This window comes from Devosia sp. UYZn731 (assembly GCF_040546795.1).
GTDB lineage: Bacteria > Pseudomonadota > Alphaproteobacteria > Rhizobiales > Devosiaceae > Devosia.
Genome location: NZ_JBEPOL010000011.1, coordinates 62,335 through 80,595, shown reverse-complemented (window position 1 = coordinate 80,595; position 18,261 = coordinate 62,335). Strand labels below are relative to the sequence as shown.

General features: G+C 63.3%; 17 protein-coding genes. 8 read left to right on the top strand and 9 right to left on the bottom strand.

Annotation, left to right across the window (positions count from 1 at the left end):
- Positions 1 to 3: 3 nt before the first annotated feature.
- From ABIB57_RS23370 to ABIB57_RS23350, 5 genes are all read right to left on the bottom strand, one after another.
- Positions 4 to 1,803, bottom strand: coding sequence for an amino acid ABC transporter permease/ATP-binding protein (locus ABIB57_RS23370; protein WP_354043652.1), 1,800 nt, complete (start codon positions 1,801 to 1,803; stop codon positions 4 to 6).
- 130 nt (positions 1,804 to 1,933) lie between these two features.
- Complete coding sequence (locus ABIB57_RS23365; RefSeq protein ID WP_354043651.1) at positions 1,934 to 2,464, bottom strand: GNAT family N-acetyltransferase; 531 nt, start codon at positions 2,462 to 2,464, stop codon at positions 1,934 to 1,936.
- 1 nt (position 2,465) lies between these two features.
- The gene (locus ABIB57_RS23360) at positions 2,466 to 3,683 is read right to left on the bottom strand and encodes a M20 aminoacylase family protein (protein WP_354043650.1); all 1,218 of its coding nucleotides are present in this window, start codon (positions 3,681 to 3,683) and stop codon (positions 2,466 to 2,468) included.
- Positions 3,683 to 5,017, bottom strand: a complete 1,335-nt coding sequence (locus ABIB57_RS23355) for an LLM class flavin-dependent oxidoreductase (protein WP_502914465.1) — start codon at positions 5,015 to 5,017, stop codon at positions 3,683 to 3,685. The genes ABIB57_RS23360 and ABIB57_RS23355 overlap by 1 nt, the downstream gene beginning before the upstream one ends.
- 16 nt (positions 5,018 to 5,033) lie before the next feature.
- Positions 5,034 to 6,035 (bottom strand): MsnO8 family LLM class oxidoreductase, encoded by a 1,002-nt coding sequence (locus tag ABIB57_RS23350; RefSeq protein WP_354043648.1) that lies wholly within the window; start codon positions 6,033 to 6,035, stop codon positions 5,034 to 5,036.
- A gap of 204 nt (positions 6,036 to 6,239) precedes the next feature.
- Between ABIB57_RS23350 and ABIB57_RS23345 the strand changes: the two genes are divergently transcribed.
- Positions 6,240 to 7,340, top strand: coding sequence for an NAD(P)/FAD-dependent oxidoreductase (locus ABIB57_RS23345; RefSeq protein WP_354043647.1), 1,101 nt, complete (start codon positions 6,240 to 6,242; stop codon positions 7,338 to 7,340).
- A gap of 40 nt (positions 7,341 to 7,380) precedes the next feature.
- On the opposite strand, the gene ABIB57_RS23340 is transcribed toward ABIB57_RS23345, so the two are convergent.
- Together ABIB57_RS23340 and ABIB57_RS23335 are read right to left on the bottom strand one after the other, a co-directional pair.
- Complete coding sequence (locus tag ABIB57_RS23340; RefSeq protein ID WP_354043646.1) at positions 7,381 to 7,944, bottom strand: cupin domain-containing protein; 564 nt, start codon at positions 7,942 to 7,944, stop codon at positions 7,381 to 7,383.
- 362 nt (positions 7,945 to 8,306) lie between these two features.
- Positions 8,307 to 8,981 (bottom strand): GntR family transcriptional regulator, encoded by a 675-nt coding sequence (locus ABIB57_RS23335; RefSeq protein WP_354043645.1) that lies wholly within the window; start codon positions 8,979 to 8,981, stop codon positions 8,307 to 8,309.
- 293 nt (positions 8,982 to 9,274) lie between these two features.
- Between ABIB57_RS23335 and ABIB57_RS23330 the strand changes: the two genes are divergently transcribed.
- The 6 genes from ABIB57_RS23330 (at position 9,275) to ABIB57_RS23305 (ending at position 14,422) form a co-directional block, all read left to right on the top strand.
- A complete protein-coding gene (locus ABIB57_RS23330; RefSeq protein ID WP_354043644.1) occupies positions 9,275 to 10,090 on the top strand; it encodes an ABC transporter substrate-binding protein in 816 nt (271 codons plus the stop codon).
- A 103-nt stretch (positions 10,091 to 10,193) separates the two neighbouring features.
- Positions 10,194 to 10,859: an amino acid ABC transporter permease gene (locus ABIB57_RS23325; protein WP_354043643.1), complete on the top strand. Its 666-nt coding sequence runs from the start codon at positions 10,194 to 10,196 to the stop codon at positions 10,857 to 10,859.
- A gap of 10 nt (positions 10,860 to 10,869) precedes the next feature.
- Positions 10,870 to 11,523: an amino acid ABC transporter permease gene (locus ABIB57_RS23320; RefSeq protein ID WP_299724439.1), complete on the top strand. Its 654-nt coding sequence runs from the start codon at positions 10,870 to 10,872 to the stop codon at positions 11,521 to 11,523.
- Positions 11,516 to 12,238, top strand: coding sequence for an amino acid ABC transporter ATP-binding protein (locus ABIB57_RS23315; protein ID WP_354043642.1), 723 nt, complete (start codon positions 11,516 to 11,518; stop codon positions 12,236 to 12,238). Before ABIB57_RS23320 ends, ABIB57_RS23315 begins: the two co-directional genes overlap by 8 nt.
- A 31-nt stretch (positions 12,239 to 12,269) precedes the next feature.
- A complete protein-coding gene (locus tag ABIB57_RS23310) occupies positions 12,270 to 13,382 on the top strand; it encodes a cis-3-hydroxy-L-proline dehydratase (protein ID WP_354043641.1) in 1,113 nt (370 codons plus the stop codon).
- Positions 13,382 to 14,422, top strand: coding sequence for a trans-3-hydroxy-L-proline dehydratase (locus tag ABIB57_RS23305; RefSeq protein ID WP_354043640.1), 1,041 nt, complete (start codon positions 13,382 to 13,384; stop codon positions 14,420 to 14,422). Before ABIB57_RS23310 ends, ABIB57_RS23305 begins: the two co-directional genes overlap by 1 nt.
- Positions 14,423 to 14,436: 14 nt before the next feature.
- On the opposite strand, the gene ABIB57_RS23300 is transcribed toward ABIB57_RS23305, so the two are convergent.
- Both ABIB57_RS23300 and ABIB57_RS23295 read right to left on the bottom strand, forming a co-directional pair.
- Positions 14,437 to 15,471 carry a proline racemase family protein gene (locus ABIB57_RS23300; RefSeq protein WP_354043639.1) on the bottom strand — a complete coding sequence of 345 codons (1,035 nt, stop codon included), beginning with the start codon at positions 15,469 to 15,471 and terminating at the stop codon, positions 14,437 to 14,439.
- A gap of 29 nt (positions 15,472 to 15,500) precedes the next feature.
- A complete protein-coding gene (locus ABIB57_RS23295) occupies positions 15,501 to 17,318 on the bottom strand; it encodes an aminopeptidase P family protein (RefSeq protein WP_354043638.1) in 1,818 nt (605 codons plus the stop codon).
- A 218-nt stretch (positions 17,319 to 17,536) separates the two neighbouring features.
- Between ABIB57_RS23295 and ABIB57_RS23290 the strand changes: the two genes are divergently transcribed.
- A complete protein-coding gene (locus ABIB57_RS23290) occupies positions 17,537 to 18,250 on the top strand; it encodes a GntR family transcriptional regulator (protein WP_354043637.1) in 714 nt (237 codons plus the stop codon).
- Positions 18,251 to 18,261: the final 11 nt, after the last annotated feature.

Sequence of the window (18,261 nt, the reverse complement as noted above, 5' to 3'; positions counted from 1 at the left end):
GGGTCAGAGGACCTTGGCGAGGAACTCGGCAGTGCGCGGGTGGTTGGGGGCGTTGAACACCTGGGCGGGGGCGCCCACCTCGAGCACCCTGCCCGCTTCCATGAACACCACCTTGTCGGCGACTTCGCGGGCGAAGCCGACCTCGTGGGTGACGATGATCATGGTGGTGCCGGAGGTGGCGAGCTCCTTGATCACGTCGAGCACTTCGCCGACCAGTTCGGGGTCCAGCGCCGAGGTTGGCTCATCGAACAGCAGGACTTTGGGCTTGAGCGCCAAGGCCCGGGCGATGGCAACGCGCTGCTGCTGACCGCCGGAGAGATGGCGCGGATAGGCATCGGCCTTTTCGGCCAGGCCGACGCGCGCCAGCAGGTCGCGGGCCTGGGCGATCGCTTCGTCGCGCGGCACGCCCTGCACGGCGACGGGGGCTTCGATGATATTTTCCAGCGCGGTCAGATGGGGGAACAGGTTGAAGTTCTGGAACACCATGCCGACAGAGGCACGGCGGAGGCGGATCGCCGGCTCCTTCAGCTCCTGCAAGGCATTGCCCTGCCGCTCATAGCCGATCAGTTCGCCATCGATGGTGACCACGCCGGCATCGGCGCGCTCTAGATGGTTGATGGTGCGCAGCAGCGTCGATTTGCCGGCACCCGAGGGCCCGAGGATGGCGGTAACTTCGCCGGGGCGGATATCGAGAGTGACGGTGTCGAGTACTTTGTTGCTGCCGAAGCTCTTGGACACAGCATGGATTTCGACATGGCCGACGCGGCCGCGGACGATATCGGTGCGCGGAGCGACGGACGGCCTGGCTGGCGCTTTGGCGGCCCTGATCGGCGCGGCGCTGACCACGCTAGGCCTTGGGGCAGCCGGGCGCAGATAGGCCAAAGCCAGGTCGATGATGTTGGAAGGCGTTTCGCGCCGAGTGCCACGGGCATAGTGGCGCTCGACCACGGCCTGTACCAGCGACAGGATGATCATGATGATCAGATACCAGACCGTCGCGACCATCAGCAGCGGGATGACTTCGAGGTTGCGCTTGTAGATGACCTGGACGGTGTAGAACAATTCCGGCAATGCCAGCACGTAGACGATCGATGTTGCCTTGGCCAAGCCGATGATCTCGTTGAAACCGCTGGGCAGGATGGCGCGCATGGCCTGCGGCAGCACGATATTGAGCGCCTGGCGACGGCGCGACAGCCCGAGCGCGGCAGCGGCTTCGTGCTGGCCCTGATCCACGGATAGAATGCCGCCACGGATGATCTCGGCCGAGAACGCCGCCTGATTGAGGCTGAGGCCGATCACCGCCACCGAGAACGGGCTGAGGATATCGACGGTCTTGAACTGGGCGAACAGGATATTGGTGAAGGGAACGCCCAGATTCACGCTCTCATAGAGATACCCGAGATTATTGAGCACAAGCAGCAATACGATCAACGGGATGGAGCGCAGCAGCCAGATATAGGCCCATGAGAGGCTGGACAGCAGCGGCGACTTGGAGACCCGCGCGAAGGCGAGCAGCCCGCCGATCAGGAAGCCCAGTACCGAAGCCAGAAGCGTCAGCAGCAGGGTGCGGCCGAGCCCGACCAGGACGGGCTGGGAAAAGAAGAATTTTGCAAACACGTCCCAACCCCAGCGCGGGTTGGTGAAGGTGGAATGTAGCGACACCAGGATGACAAAGGCGGCGACGACGGTGCCGACGATACGCCACGGATGGCGCGCCGGGATGATGCGATAACGCGCATAATCACGCGAGGAGGCCGGTTGCGCGCTGTCCTGCTCAAGTCCGATATCGGTGGTCGAAGCCATGGCGGAAATCCTGATGTGGCGGCGCAAACGCGCTTTAGTATATAAGTTCTGTAGACATTAAAGTTACAGAACGGATGGGGCAATGCGGCCGCGTTGCGTCCTTGCGGCCGTCGGAGAATAATTTGCGCGTTCAGCGCGCCGCGGCGACCCGTTCGTGCTGCGGCTGGATTTGGACCGCCAGCGCCGAAATATCCTTCTCGAATGGCAGCGAGCCGTAGACTTCAGGATCGACGTTGACATCGAACAGCGCGGTGTAGCCGGTGCTGAGATAAAGGCCCGAGGCTTCGGGCTGGCGGAAGCCGGTGGTCAGATAGATGCGGCTATAACCCTGGCGGGCGGCCTGAGCTTCCAGCTCGACGAGGATGCGCTTGGCGAGCCCCTGGCGGCGGAAATCGGAATGAGTCCAGACCCGCTTGAACTCGGCTGTGACCTCGTCATAGCGCTTGAATGCACCGCCGGCGATCGCCACGCCGTCGCGCAGCAGCAGCAGGAAGGCGCCATCGGGCTGGGCGAACAGTTCGGCGGGATAGCGGCTCATTTCGGTGCCGGCTGACTCGCCAAAATAGTCGCCGTAGCGGCTCTGGTATTCGTGGGTCAGTTGCTCGATGAGCGGCTGCGACAGCGGGTCATGCGGGGTGGTGTAATGGAACTGGTCGCTCATGCTAAAGGGTCTCCCCGGCAGGGTGGTCGATTGAATTGGCCGACAGATAATCCTGTGCCAACCGCACCCAATAGCGGGCGGCATCGGGCAGAATGGCGTCGTTGAAATCGTAGTTCGGGCTGTGCAGGTCGGCACTATCGCCATTACCGACGAAGAGATAGGCGCCCGGCAGCTTTTCCAGCATGAAGGCAAAGTCCTCGCTGGCAGTGATCGGGCGCAGCTCGGCGTGGATGCGCTGCTCGCCGAAGTAGCGGATGGCGACCTGGCGGGCAAATTCGGTTTGCGCCAAATCGTTGACCAGCACCGGATAGCCATGCGGATAGTTGACCTCGGCTCGGGCGCCGAAGCTTTGCGCCTGGGACTCGGCCAGCGCGATGATGCGCGCCTTGATCTGTTCGCGCACGGCGCTGTTGAAGGTACGCACCGTGATCTGTAGTTCGACGCTGTCGGGGATGACATTGGGGGCGATGCCGCCATGGATCGAGCCGACGGTGACTACGGCCATCTCCAGCGGGTCGACCGAGCGCGACACTACCGTCTGCAGCGCCATGACCAGCGAGGCGCTGGCGACGACGGGATCGACGGTCTGCTGTGGCTTGGCGCCGTGCCCGCCCTTGCCGATGATCTTGATGATCACCAGATCGACCGAGGCCATGGCCGGGCCGGGCAGAAAGCCGAACTGCCCTGCCGGTACGCCCGGCCAGTTGTGCAAACCGAAGACGGCGTCGACGGGAAAGCGCTCGAACAGGCCATCGGCGATCATGGTGCGCGCGCCGCCGCCGTTCTCCTCGGCCGGTTGGAAGATGACCCGCAACGTGCCGGAGAAATTGCGGGTTTCGGCTAATTGCCGGGCGGCAGCGAGCAGGATCGAGGTGTGCCCGTCATGGCCGCAGGCATGCATGACCCCGGGGGTTTTGCTGGCGTAGTCGAGACCGGTGGCTTCAAGGATCGGCAGCGCGTCCATATCGGCGCGAATGCCAACGGAGCGCTCGCCCGGCCCAACCTTGAGCGTGCCGACGACGCCGGTTCGGCCGACATTGCGCGCCACTTCGTAGCCCCAGGATTCGAGATAGTCGGCGACGAGGGCGCTGGTCTTGTGCTCGTTATAGGCCAGCTCCGGCGCGCCATGCAGCTTGTGCCGCAGGGCGATGAATTCATCGGCAAAGCCGGCGATCGCCGTGGCGACAGGGTCGATCGCCAGGGGGCCTTGAACCGTCATCAGCCGACCGCCTTCTCGTCGCCCAGCGTATAGCGGCTCTGGCGAAACGGCAGTTCGAGGTGATCGCGCAGGGTGGTGCCGATCTGCTCGCCTGTATGGCGACCGCGCACCTCGAGGATGGGAAGGACATGCTGCTCGAAGTCGTTGAGCCCCTCGGTGATGACCGGGAAGCCCAGCACGAAGCCATCGGCTGCGCCGCCATCGACCCAGGAAATGATCTCGTCGGCGATCTGTTCGGGCGTGCCGACAAAATTGCTGCGGGGCGTGGTGGATTCCAGCGCCACTTCGCGCAGGGATTGGTTTTTCTCCTTGGCGATGCGCTTGATGCGGTCGGTGCCGGAGCGGAAATTGTTCTTGCCGATATCACCCAGTTCGGGGAATGGCGCATCCAGGTCGTATTGGGTGAAATCGTGGTGGTCGAAGAAGCGCCCGAGATAGAGCAGCGCTTCGCCCACGGTCACGAGGTCGCGGATGGCGCCGTATTTGCGCTGCGCTTCCTCCTCGGTCGAGCCAATGATCGGCCCGATGCCGGGGAAAATCTTGATCGCATCGGCACCGCGGCCATGAGCGACCGCGCTCTGCTTGAGCTTGGATGCCAGTTCGCGGTTTTCCTCCAACGAGGCTGCACCGGCAAAGATTGCATCGGCGTGGCGGCCGCCTAGCGTGATGCCGTCGTCGGAGCCGCCAGCCTGGAAGAGCACGGTCTGGCCTTGCTGGCTGCGCTGAATATTGAGCGGGCCTTCCGCCGAGTGGAACCTGCCCTTGAAGTTGACGCGATGCAGCTTGGAGAAATCGGCATATTGGCCGGTCTCGCGATCGCGAATGAAGGCGTCATCGTCCCAGCTATCCCAGAGGCCCTTGACGATTTCGATGTGTTCGCCGGCGATCTCGTAGCGCAGGGCGTGGTCGGGGTGTTTGTCGCGGCCGTAGTTCTTGGCCGAGCCTTCGAGCGGCGAGGTCACGGCATTCCAGCCGGCACGGCCTTTGCTGATCAGGTCGATCGAGGCGAATTGGCGGGCAACGGTGAAGGGGTCGCTATAGGAGGTCGACAGCGTGCCAACGAGGCCGATCTTGTCCGTCGCAGCCGCCAGCGCGGCCAGAATGGCGATAGGCTCGAAGCGGTTGAGGAAATGGGGGATGGATTGTTCGTTGATGTAGAGCCCGTCGGCAATGAAGGCGAAGGCGATGCCGGCGGCCTCGGCCTGCTTGGCGGTGCGCACGTAATAGTCAAAATTGACGCTGGCATCGGCCGGGACGCTCTCATGCTTCCAGGCATTCATATGGCCGCCCGGGCCCTGCAGCATGATGCCGAACGGAATGCGCTTGCTCATGATTGTCTCCTGAAAAGGGTTACGCCACGACCCGAAGGTCGCGCTTGCGCGCTTCGGCCAGCAAATCCAATGCGGTGAGGCGCGTGGCGCCGGCATTGGCGAAATCGATGATGAACTCGGTGATGGCATGGCGGCCGGCGAGGTCATCGAGCGCGTCCAGCACGTCGTGGGCCGAGCCGGCCAGCACGCTCGAAGGCTTGCGCTCTATCGTGTAGTTGGTGACGCCGGCCTGGCGGGCATATTCGGCGGCTTGCGCCGCGCTGCCGACCGTGACGCTTTGCGCGCCGGGAATGTGCACCTTGAACGGCGTGAAGACTTCGGCCTGGGTGCGGGCGTCGTCGCCATTTTCGGCAATGATGGCGGCGACGGCGATGATGGGCGCCCTGCCCGTGGCGCTGCGAAATGCGTCGACCGCTGCGGTCAGCGTCGCGTCGTCGCCATTGAGGTGACGGGCGAAGACGAAGTTCCAGCCGAGTTCGGCTGCGAGGCTGGCACTCTCGACGCTGGCACCCAGCAGGTGGCGCTCGGCGCCCGCAGCCGGGCGCGGCGTGGCGTCCAGGCCTTCGGTGCGGCCGGCAGCATCCCCCGCCAGATAGGCGTTTAGCTCCGATAGTTGCTGCGCAAAGGCCGGCTTTTTCGCCGGGTCCTGAGCGCCCTGCAATGCCCGCGTCGAAAGCGGCAGCCCGCCGGGCGCCTTGCCGATGCCGATATCGATCCGACCGGGCGCCAGCGAGGCCAGCAGGTTGAAATTCTCAGCGACCTTGTAGGGGCTGTAGTGCTGCAGCATGACGCCGCCCGACCCGATGCGGATGTGTTTGGTGTGCGCCGCAAGAAACGCGATCAGCACCTCGGGCGAGGAACTGGCCAGATCTGGCGTGTTGTGGTGCTCGGCCACCCAGAAGCGCTGAAAGCCCAGCGCTTCGGCGCGTTGCGCCAGCGCGACGGTGCGCTGCAACGCAGCATTGGCCGCCTCGCCGCGGACGATTGGGCTCTTGTCCAAAAAACTCAGGGCATAGCTCATGGGGGCTTCCGATCCATGCCAAAAGGCAACTCGACACGGCAAAATCTATATACTACTAAAACTATAGACAATGGCCACCGCTCGGCTGCATCATTATTAGGCAGAGTTTTTCCCTCTCGGTGACGGGGAAGGAATGCACGGCTAAGGATGTGTCGCTGCGGGCGGTTTCGTTCTCGTTTGAGAGCATTTGGACGGGAAACGAATATGAAAGTTGCGATTGTCGGGGCGGGGATCGCCGGGCTGTCATTGGCTTGGGCACTGTACAAGCGGGGCGTTGCGGTGTCGCTGTTCGATCAAGGCCCCATACCCAATCCGGTTTCGTCTTCGGTCGATGACCACCGCATCACCCGACACACCTATGGTAGCCTGACCGGTTATGGCGAGCTGATGCCTCACGCCTTTGCGGCCTATGACCGGCTGTGGGCCGATCTCGGCGTCACGCACTACCTGCCCACGGGCATGGCCTATATCGCCCGCACGGATGTCGACTGGCACGGCGCGGCCGCCGAGGAGCTTGACCGGCTCAAGATCAGCCATCGGGCGCTATCGCTGGGCGAGATTGCGGAGCGCCTGCCGATGATCCGGCAGGACGGCATCGTCAGCGCCTTCGAGGCGGGTGGTGCGGGCATGCTGTTTGCCGGTCGCATCGTTGCCGACCTGGCCCGCTGGCTGGAAGAGCATCTGGTTGAACTGCATCCGCATAGCCGGGTTGAAGCGGTCGATCCGGATGCTGGATATCTGATCGCCAATGGCATGCGCCACGACGCCGATGTGGTGGTGATCGCCGCCGGTGCCTGGCTGCAGGAACTTCACCCAGCGGCGGCTGGCCGCATGGTGCCTTCGCGGCAAACGCTGCTTTATCTCAAGCCACCGGCGGCGTTTGCCAACGCCTGGGCGAACGCGCCGGTCATCGTCGACCAGGGAAGCGGCCACGGCGCCTATATCCTGCCGCCGCGCAACGGCACCCGGCTGAAGATTGGCGACCACACCTTCACCCGCGTCGGCACGGGCGGTGACGATCGCATTGCGACCGCCGCCGATATTGCCCCGGTGCGAACGGCCGCAGAGGGCATCCTGGCGCAATTCGGCGACTACGAGACGCTCGAAACCAAGGTCTGCTATTACACGGTCACCGACGATGAACGCTTCGTGGTCGAACCCATTGGCGGCGCCGGTTGGGTGCTCAGCGCCTGTTCGGGCCATGGCTTCAAGCTTGGTCCGGTCATCGCATCGGGACTGGCCGACGCCATTGTGGGCGCGCGTCCGGTCGCAGAAATTCCGGCTTGGGCGGCAGCGAGAGGCTGACGCCGGTCGCGCGCTGCGCCGGGCGATGGCGCGAGCCCGGTCAGACCGGGTCGAGCCCATCGCGGAAGTCGTTGAGCTCGGCATCGACCGATGAGGGCGCATCGATCCACTGCTGCATGGGCTCGCCGGTCACTGGATCGCGCGACGGAATGGGCAGCATCATGATGCGCTTGGCGGCGGCGCGGCGGCCCTCCTCGGTCAGGTGGTCCTCCTGCATGTTGTCCCAATCGCGCCCGTCCGGATAGCCGCCCACCATCATGATGTCCTCGGATTGCCCCACCATCATATGCGAGACACCGGCCGGCATGACGACGATGTCGCCAGCGTCAACGCGCACGCGGACCCCGCCGCGACCGAACAGTTCCAGTTCCATCCATCCCGTGGCCACCGCGAGGCATTCATGCGTCGTGGAGTGGAAATGGGGGTAGGTGTAGACGCCTGGATATTGCCAGTTGTTCAGCCAGGAATTGGACCGCAGGCGCGCACGCACGGCCTCGACGCCGCCGCCCGCGACGGCGCCGCGGTACACCAGCAGCGGGAACCGGCTGTTCGGCAGCATTCCCTTGGGCTTAGACCAATGCAGTTCAGGGTCCGTTTTGGACATGTTGTCTCCTCTCTTGTTTTGAGTGAACCATAAGGCGCTCATCGGCTTTGGAAAGCCGGTAAGTCGTTTATCCAGTCCAGTATTTGAGCCATTGCGGTCGAAGCGCTACGCCTGAGCGGCTGCAAGCATCTGCTCGAAGCGGTTCACCGCTTCGGCGGCCAAGGTTCGGCAGGCCAACCGGCGACGGCATTATCGATTGGAGAGCGCTCTATCCGCTATTGAGGAACACGAAAGCCGGTACCCTGGTCGTCGAGCACGATAACCCGTCTGACTGGAAAGTGCTGGCCAAGCGCTCGATAGATCATATCCGCGCCGTTATCGCCTGAGGGGTCGGGAAGCGAACTGCGCCCGCTTCCGCGCGCTCACTTGCTCTGTTGCGGCAGGTTGGCCAGCAGCGATTGCCAGGCGGCAACGATATGCTCGCTCAACAGGCGGGCGGCCAATTCGCCATTGCCGGCCTTGCAGGCCGCCAGAATGGCGCGATGTTCGCTATCGGCGGTTTTCTCGCCATGCGAGAGGGTGAGCTGCAGCCGGATATAGCGCTCGATCCGGTCATTGACCGAGCGGATCAGGTTCATCAGGTAGGCGCGATTGGCGTCCTGATAGAGCGTGGAGTGAAAACTCCAGTTCAGCTCGGCCCAGCGGCCGACATTGGATTCAGCCTGGAATTCGTCGCAGATCGCCTCGGCCCGCGCAAACGTCGCCTCGGTCATGTGGGGCACGGCCAGGCGAATGGCGTTGGACTCCAGCATGGCGCGAATTTCGAAAATCTGCGCCAGTTCGGTGTCGCTCATGCTGGTGACCACGGCGCCCTTGTTGCGCTGGAATAGCACGAGGCCCTCCGCCTCAAGACGCTTAAGCGCCTCGCGGACCGGGATTTTGGAGACGTTGAACAGCTTGGCGACATCGTCCTGCCGGATCGGATCATTCTCCTCCAGCACGCCCGAAACGATCGCATCGCGCAGGTGATTGGCGATAACGTCGGACGTGGTCGGCGCGGCTCCCAGATCGGGGGTTTCCAAGCCCTGTAGAGGCACGGTCAATACTCCAAAACAATTTCAGGCTGCGATGCAGCAATACTGGGTTAGCCCGAGAGTCGGCAGCTCTAAAACACGAACACGGCGCGGGTTTTTGTCGCCCCCGTGGTCACGCACCGGCCGACCAGCTCCATGGGGCTCACACATCCCACATTCACTCCTGTCGACAAATTGCGCACAATGTGCGGCAGAGGGGTTGACGGCGTTAGGAGATGGTATACGTTTCTCTTCGGTTTAGGATATCGTATACGAAAAGTCGAGTGTCGTGCTCGGCTCAACGATAAGGGGACACTATGAAACTCTTGCTGACCGCCGCCGTGGCGCTTGCCTCGCTAACGACCGCTCTGCCTGCATTTGCGGACAAGCTGGACGACATTATCGCATCCGGCACCCTGCGTTGCGCGGTGGTGCTGGACTTCCCGCCGATGGGTTCGCGCGACGCCAATAACAACCCGATCGGCTTTGACGTCGATACCTGCAACGACCTCGCCAAGGTGCTCGGCGTAACCGCCGAAATCGTGGAAACGCCGTTCCCCGACCGTATTCCGGCGCTGGTTTCCGGTCGCGTGGATGTGGGTGTCGCCTCGACATCGGACACGCTGGAACGCGCCAAGACGGTCGGCTTTTCGATCCCCTATTTTGCCTTCGAAATGGTTGTGCTGACCAAGGACGGCCTGGGCATCGCCGATTACGACAGCCTCAAGGGCAAGAAGGTCGGCTCGACCTCAGGCACCTATGAGGCCATCGCGCTCGAAAAGAGCGTCAACGAATGGGCCGATCCGGCCGGCTCGTTCCGCTCCTACCAGACCCAGGCCGACGTGATGCTCGCGCTGTCGCAAGGCCAGATCGACGCCACCGTGGTGACCTCCACCGTCGCCGGCTCGACCATCGCCACCGGCAACTTCCCCGGCTTCGTCATGGGCGGCAAGGCTCCCTACGAGATCGACTATGTGGGCCTGATCGCGCTGCGCGAAGAACAGGGCCTGCTCAACTATCTCAACCTGTTCGTCAACCAGCAGATCCGCACCGGCCGCTATGCCGAGCTCTACAAGAAGTGGGTTGGCGATGGCGATGCGCCGAACCTGACCGTGCCGGGCGTATACTACTGACCTGAACTTGGGGGGCGTCCTTCCGGGACGCTCCCCTTTCCGTCAGGCAAACCTTTAAGCCGCTGCATCCTGATATCGCCTCGATCAACGGAACGCGCCCTTAATGTTCAACTATACCTTCCATTGGCGCCCTGCCTTCCAGGCGCTGCCGCATATGCTGAGCGGCGCGGTGGTGACGCTGCAGATCGCCATCCTGTCGATGATCATCGGGATTGCCGTCGGCGTGCTGCTGGCCCTGATGAGCGGCTCGGGCAACAAGATCCTCCGCGGCATCGCCAGCACCTGGATCGAGATTGCCCGCAATACGCCGGCGCTGTTCCAGATTTACATGGCCTATTTCGGCCTCGGCCAGTTCGGCATTCACCTCGATAGTTTCGTGGCGCTGCTGGCCGGCATCGCCTTCAACAATGCCGGCTACCTGGCCGAGACTTTCCGCGGGGGCCTCCGTGCCGTGCCGGCGACCCAGGTGCGCGCCGCGCGCTCGCTGGGCTTTGGTCCCATAAGTGCGTTCCGGTTGATCGTCCTGCCGCAGATGTTCCGTGCCGTGTTCTACCCGATGACCAACCAGATGGTCTGGGCCATCCTGATGACCTCGCTGGGTGTGGTCGTGGGGCTCAATACCGACCTGACCGGCGTGACGCAGGAGCTCAACGTCAAGACCTTCCGGACCTTTGAATATTTCGCGCTCGCGGCGGTGCTGTACTACCTCATCGCCAAAGCCGTCACCCTGGGCGCGCGGGCCTTTGCCTACCGCCTGTTCCGGTATTGAGGGGGGGGCCATGTTTCACACCAGTCTCAGCCTCAACGATCTCGGTTTCCTGGCGCAGGGCGCGGGCGTCACGCTGCTCATCACCTTCTGGGCCATGCTGGGTGGCACCATACTGGGCATCGTCTTCGGCGTGTTCCGCGCCACCACGCCCTGGTGGGCTACGGCGCCGCTGGCCTTCGTGCTCGACATTTTCCGGTCGGTGCCGCTGCTGATCCAGCTGGTGCTGGTCAACGCTTTCCAGGCCATTGCGGGGCTCAACGTCAGCGCCTTCATGGTCTCCTGCGTGGTGCTGGCGCTCTATACTTCGGCCTATTGCTCGGAACTGGTGCGCGGCGGTATCGCCGCGGTGCCGCTGACCACAAGGCGCGCGGCGCGCTCGCTCGGCCTGACCTGGTGGCAGGACATGACCCAGATCGTTTACCCGATCGCGCTGCGCATCATGCTGCCCAGCTGGATCGGCCTGACGCTGGGGGTGATGAAGGATACGGCGCTGGTGTCCTGGCTCGGTATCATCGAGTTGCTGCGCACCTCGCAGATCATCGTCACCCGCATTCAGGAGCCGCTGTTCGTCCTCACCGTCGCCGGGCTCATCTACTTCATCATCAGCTTCCCGATCTCGCGCCTCGGCGCGCGGCTGGAAAGAAAATGGCGCGAAAATGATTGAGATCCAGAACGTTCAAAAATCCTACAACGAGCTCAAGGTGCTCGACGACGTGAGCCTGACCGTCCAGACGGGCGAGGTCGTCTCCATCATCGGCGGCTCGGGGTCGGGCAAGTCGACGCTGCTGATGTGCATCAATGGCCTCGAGGCAATCCAGGGCGGCAAGATCACGGTCGACGGCGTCGAAGTGCACGCCAAGGGCACCAATATCAACAAGCTGCGCACCAATATCGGCATCGTGTTCCAGCAATGGAATGCGTTTCCGCACCTGACCGTGCTGGAAAACGTGACGCTGGCGCCCCGCAAGGTGTTGGGCAAATCCAAGGCCGAAGCCGAAGCGATTGGCCGCAAACAGCTTGAACATGTGGGGCTGGGCGATAAGCTCGACGCCTATCCGGGCAAGCTGTCGGGTGGACAGCAGCAGCGCATGGCCATTGCACGGGCGCTCGCCATGAGCCCCAAATACATGTTGTTCGACGAGGTGACCTCGGCACTCGATCCGCAGTTGGTGGGTGAAGTGCTCGATACCATGCGGCTGCTCGCCAAGGAGGGCATGACGATGATCCTCGTCACCCACGAAATGGCCTTCGCTCGCGAAGTTTCCGACCGGGTGGCCTTCTTCAAGGCCGGCAAGATGCACGAGATCGGCACGCCCGATCAGATTTTCGGCAATCCGCAGCGCCCCGAAACCGCGCAGTTCCTCGCCTCCGTCCTTTAGGCGATCCTTTCTCCTCTCAGAGAGACTCCAGATGAAAATCACCGCGATCACCGCCTGGCAGGTCGACCTGCCGCTCAAGGAGGGCCGCTATAGCTGGTCGGGCGGCAATTTCATGGAGGTGTTCGACACCACCGTGGTGTCCGTGGAAACCGATGCGGGCATTACCGGCTATGCCGAGTGCTGCCCGCTGGGATCGGCCTATCTGCCGAGCTATGCGCTGGGCGTGCGCGCCGGCCTGGGCGAAATCGGCCCCAAGCTCATCGGCATGGACCCCACCGATCTTGGCCCGCTGAACCGGCATATGGACGCGGTGCTGCGCGGGCATCCTTATGTGAAAGCGCCCATCGACATTGCCTGCTGGGATATTCTGGGCAAGGTCGCGGGGCTGCCGGTGTACAAGTTGCTGGGTGGGTTGGAGCAGCGGGACATCGCGCTCTATCGCGCCATCTCGCAGGAAGACCCCGAGATCATGGCGGCCAAGATCGATGGCTACCGGGCGCAGGGCTACACCAAATTTCAGCTCAAGGTCGGCGGCAATGCCAATGACGATATCGAGCGCATCCGCGCCTGCCGGAACATTCTCAAGCCCACCGATATCCTGGTTTGCGATGCCAATACCGGCTGGACCATGGCCGACGCGGCGCGCGTGGTGAACGCTGTGCGCGATCTCGATGTCTATATCGAGCAGCCCTGCATGAGCTACGAGGAAAGCCTGTCGATCCGTCGCCGTACCACCCTGCCCTTCGTGCTGGACGAAGTGATCGGCGGCGCCGATAGCCTGCTCAAGGCCATTGCCGAAGACGCGATGGACGCCATCAACCTCAAGATATCCAAGGTGGGCGGGCTGACCAAGGCCAAGCTGATGCGCGACCTGTGCGTGGCCTCTGGCATTCCCATGACCATCGAGGACACCTGGGGCGGCGACATCGTCACCGCCGCCATTGCTCACCTTGCCGCGTCGACGCCGGAGAAATTCTATCTCTCGGCCACCGATTTCAATTCCTACGGTACCGTCTCGATCGCCGAGGGCGCGCCGCAGCGGGTCAATGGCAACATGTCCGCATCGGACGAGCCCGGCCTCGGCATCACCCCAAGATTCGACGTCCTGGGCGAACCCGTTTTGATTATCGGAAACCCCGCCTGATGCGCAGCAGCAAGATCATCCAGACCATTTCCTGCCATGCCGAGGGCGAGGTGGGCGACGTCATCACCGGCGGCGTGGCGCCACCACCCGGCGATACCATCTGGGAGCAGCGCACCTTCATCGCCAATGATGAGACGCTGCGCAATTTCATGCTGCAGGAGCCGCGCGGCGGCGTGTTTCGCCACGTTAACCTGCTGGTGCCGCCGAAGAACCCGAAGGCCCAGATGGGCTGGATCATCATGGAGCCGCAGGATACCCCGCCCATGTCGGGCTCCAACTCGATGTGCGTGGCCACCGTACTGCTCGATGCGGGCATTATTCCGATAACAGAGCCCGAAACTCGCCTGGTGCTGGAAGCGCCCGGCGGGCTGATCGAGGTCGTCGCCCAATGCCGCAATGGCAAGGCCGAGCGCGTCGCCATCAAGAACCACCCAAGCTTTGCCGACAAGCTGGACGCCATCCTCGAAGTCGAAGGCGTCGGCACGCTGACTGTGGACACGGCCTATGGCGGGGACAGTTTCGTCATCGTCGACAGCCATGCGCTCGGCTTTGCCATCACGCCTGATGAGGCGCGTGACATCGCGCAGTTGGGGATGAAAATCACCAAGGCCGCCAATGAGCAGCTTGGCTTCAACCATCCGACCAACGCCGACTGGAACCACTTCTCGTTCACCCAAGTGGCCGCGCCGGTGACACGCGACGAAAATGGCGTGCTGACTGCCGCTAACGCAGTGGCGATCCGCCCCGGCAAGATCGACCGCTCGCCCTGCGGCACCGGCTGTTCGGCGCGCATGGCGGTTTTGCATGCCAAGGGCCAGCTCAAGGTCGGCGAGGCCTTTATCGGCCGCTCGATCATCGGCTCGCGCTTCGATTGCCGCATCGATAGCGAAATCATGCTCGGTGACCGCAAGGCGATCGTGCCGATCATCGCCGGCAGCGCCTGGATTACCGGCACGCATCAGCACATGCTGGACCCCATGGACCCCTATCCGACAGGCTACCGCCTGTCCGACACCTGGCCCATGGAGGGGCGTTTCTGAGCGGCGTCAGCCGCTCAGTTCATCAGGTCGAACGCGTCACCCCAGGTGTCCGACACGGAATAGCCAAGCTGATAGGGATCGGTTGGGTCGACACCGATCTGGTGGATGCCGTGGATCCAGCCACGGCCTGAAATGATCGGCTGCACCGCCGGCCGGCCAGCAACCGTGGTGTCGCTGGCGTAAGTGACTTCGAACGTGGAATCGATGATCGAGCGCGCCGTGAAGCGGTCACCGGGCTTGGCGAGACCGCGCGCCGCGGCGACGGCAAGGCGCGCCGAATTGCCGGTGCCGCAGGGCGAGCGATCGATGCGACCGGGCGGCATGATGGTGGCGCCCTTGAGCTCACCGGCCGCGTTGTGGCTGACGAACATGGTGTAGGAAATGCCCTTGATGGCCTCGATCTCGGGATGGGCGATGCTCATCTGGGCATTGACGGCGCGGTGGATGGCGCTGCCGGCCTCGACGAGCTTCTTGGCCTGATCGGGGCGGATTTCGAGGCCGAGCTGCGCCGGATCGATCAGCGCGTAGAAAATGCCCCCGTAGGCGATATCGACCTTGACCTTGCCATAGCCTTCCACCTCGACCACCGCATCGAGCTGGTCGGCATAGGATGGATTCATGGTCAGCGTCACGCGCTCGCACTTGCCGTTGCGGCAGGTGGCGCGGGCGGTCACGAGGCCGGAAGCGGTCTCGATGCGCACGATGGTTTCGGGCTCCACCATCGGCAACATGCCGGTCTCCAGCAGCACCGTGGTCAGGCAGATGCTGTTGGACCCCGACATGGCATGGGCCTTGTCGCCCTGCAGGATGATGAAGGCGATATCGGCGTCGGGGCGAGTGGGCGGGAAGATCAGGCACGTGCTCATCTGCGCCGAGGCGCGCGGCTCGAACACCAAGAAGCGGCGCAGGCTGTCATCGACCTCGTTGAGATGACGCAGCTTGTCGGCAATCGTCGCGCCCGGGACGTCGATGACGCCGCCGGTGACGATGCGCCCCACTTCGCCCTCGGCATGCGCTTCCACAAGAGTAACCGTTTTTGACCAGCGCATGCGCGTGTCCTTTCCGAGCAGATGATTGTCTAGGCCGCGAGTTGTTGATGCAGCGGTGCGGTGGCAGCTTCGAGATAGGTAGCCGCGCACGGCGAGAGGCGCCCCGCCAGCGCGGCGCGGACGCGAGCATGATAGGCGTCGAGGAAGGCGATGTCGCTGCGGTTCAGTTGTTCTGCATCCACCATCGACAGCTCGATCGGCACCAGGGTCAGGGTATCGAACCGCAGGAACCCCGGGGCACCTGCAACGACCTCGACCTGGTTCTCGACGCGCAGGCCGAAGCCGCCTTCAGAATAATATCCCGGCTCGATGGTCATGATGACCCCCGGCTCGAAGGTGAACGGGTTCACCACCTTGCCGAAACGATGGGGGTGTTCATGCACCGAGAGGAAGTGGCCGACGCCGTGGCCGGTGCCATGATCGAAGTCGAGCCCGAGATCCCAGAGCGGCCGGCGCGCCAGGGCATCGAGATAATGGCCGGTGGCCGTGGTCGGAAACTGGGCCGTCATCAGCGCGATGAAGCCTTGCAGCACCGCCGTATAGGTGCGCCGGACTTCGGCGGTGGGCGTACCGAGCATGAAGGTTCGCGTGGCATCGGTGGTGCCGCCGAAATATTGGCCACCGGTATCGAGGAGAAACGGCAGCTCTGCCGTGATCGGCGCGTTGGTGTCGGGCTTGGACGAATAGTGGCACATGGCCGCGTTGCTGCCGGCGGCCGCAATGGGGGAAAAGCTCTCTTCGACGAAATCTTGGCGCTGCTCGCGGAACTTGAGCAATTCGGCCTGCGCCTCCATCTCGGTGACCGGATCGCCGGCCGCCAGTCGTCGGGGGCCTTCCGCCATCAGCCAGGCGATGAACTCGACCCAGGCTACGCCGTCTTCCACATGGGCCCGCCGGAAGCCATTGATTTCGACGGGGTTCTTGACCGCCTTGGCAAGCGTCACCGGGCTGAACTGGGAGACCACGGAGCCTCCCGCCCGCTCGACGGCCTGCCGCACGGCGACCGGTGCAAAGGCAGGGTCGACAGCGATGACGTTGCCCTGTCCGCGTTGCGCAATCGCGTCGAGCAGCCCCTCGGCGGGCGAGATTTGCAGCCCGTCGCTGACAATGGCGGTTCGGTCATTGGGCAATTTGCGGGCGTCGACGAACCACTCGGCAGTGCCTGTCCGGTCCAGCAGCAGCGTCGAATGGGCGACCGGGGTGCGGGCAATGTCGCCACCACGAATATTGAGCAGCCAGGCAATATTGTCCGGCTGGGTCTCGACCAGCAGGTCGGCCCCGATCCGCCCGAGCGCCGCCGCGATCCGGTTGCGTTTGGTAGCGCTATCCTCGCCCGCAAAGGCGAGCGGGAATGGCTTGATGGCGCCCAGGGGCGGCTCGGGTTGATCGGGCCAGATGGTGTCGACCAGATCGGCCTCAAGACCCACCAGTTCGGCACCGGCGCGGCCCAATCCCGCTTCGAGCAGGTCAAAAAGCCTACCTGGAACTAGCATGGTATTGACGCCGAACCGCTGCCCCGCCACCGCATGGCGTTCGAGCCATTGTTCGATCGGTGCGTCGTAGAAATGTTCGATTTCAAACGCCGAGAGATCAACCTCGCGGCGCACCTGCACCTGATAGCGTCCATCCACAAACACCACCGCGCGGTCGGCGGTGACCAGCGCTATCCCGGCCGATCCGGTGAAGCCCGTCATATAGGCCAGCCGCTCATCGTGAGGCGCAACCACCTCGCCCTGATAGGCGTCGAACCGGGGAATGACCACGCCATCAAGGCTCGCAGCGCTGAGGGCGCTGCGCAAGGCGGCAAGACGCTGACCGGGCTCGATTGCGGCGGGACTGGACGACATTTTGGACACTTCCGAAATTGAAGATTCGCCGTTCGAACTGTATTGTCGACAAATTGAATACCATCTACCTTGCATAGCGACATCGAAAATTGCAATGTGCTGGCCTGCACCGGCTCGAACGGGTAATTGAGGTGGGCCGAAGCCCGCGGCGCCGAGCAAATTCGGTCGCAATTGCGGACGTGCCGATGGGGAACCACAACGTGAAAACGCGAGACGCAGTGGACAAAGCGACGAAGGCCGAGCAGCTGGGCAAGCCCGATCGGACCCGTGGCTCGGGTGCGCAGACGGTCTACCAGCAGCTGCGCCAGTCCATTCTGGAACTGGCCATCGAGCCAGGCAGTCCGCTCGACGAAGTGACGCTGTCCGAGCAGTTCAAGATGTCGCGCACGCCCATTCGCGAAGCGCTGGTGCGGCTGGTGGCCGAAGGCCTTGCCAAGACGCTGCCGAACCGGAACACCGTCGTCGCGACCATCGATTTCGCCCAGCTGCCGGTCTATTTCGAAGCCCTGACGCTGATGTATCGCGTGACCACCCGTGCCGCCGCCGTCAACCGCCGCGCCGAGCACCTGGTGGCCATTCGCGGCTTCGAGGCCGCCTATGCGGACGCCGTGATGCGACGGGATGCCCTCGACATGATCCAGGCCAATCGCGATTTCCATGTCGCCATCGCCGAGGCCGGCGGCAACAGCTATTTCACCCACCTGTTCTCCCGCCTGCTGGACGAGGGCCGCCGCATCCTGCGCATCTATTATCAATCGTTCGATGATCGCCTGCCCCACCAGTATGTCGACGAACACGGCAGCATGGTGCAGGCCATCGATGCCGGGGATGCCGACCTGGCCGATGCGCTGGCGACAACCCATGCGGCCCAGATCGTGCGGCAGATCCAGAGCTACATCGCGCGCGACACCGTCGCGGGCATCAAGCTCTAGCAGGACACAAG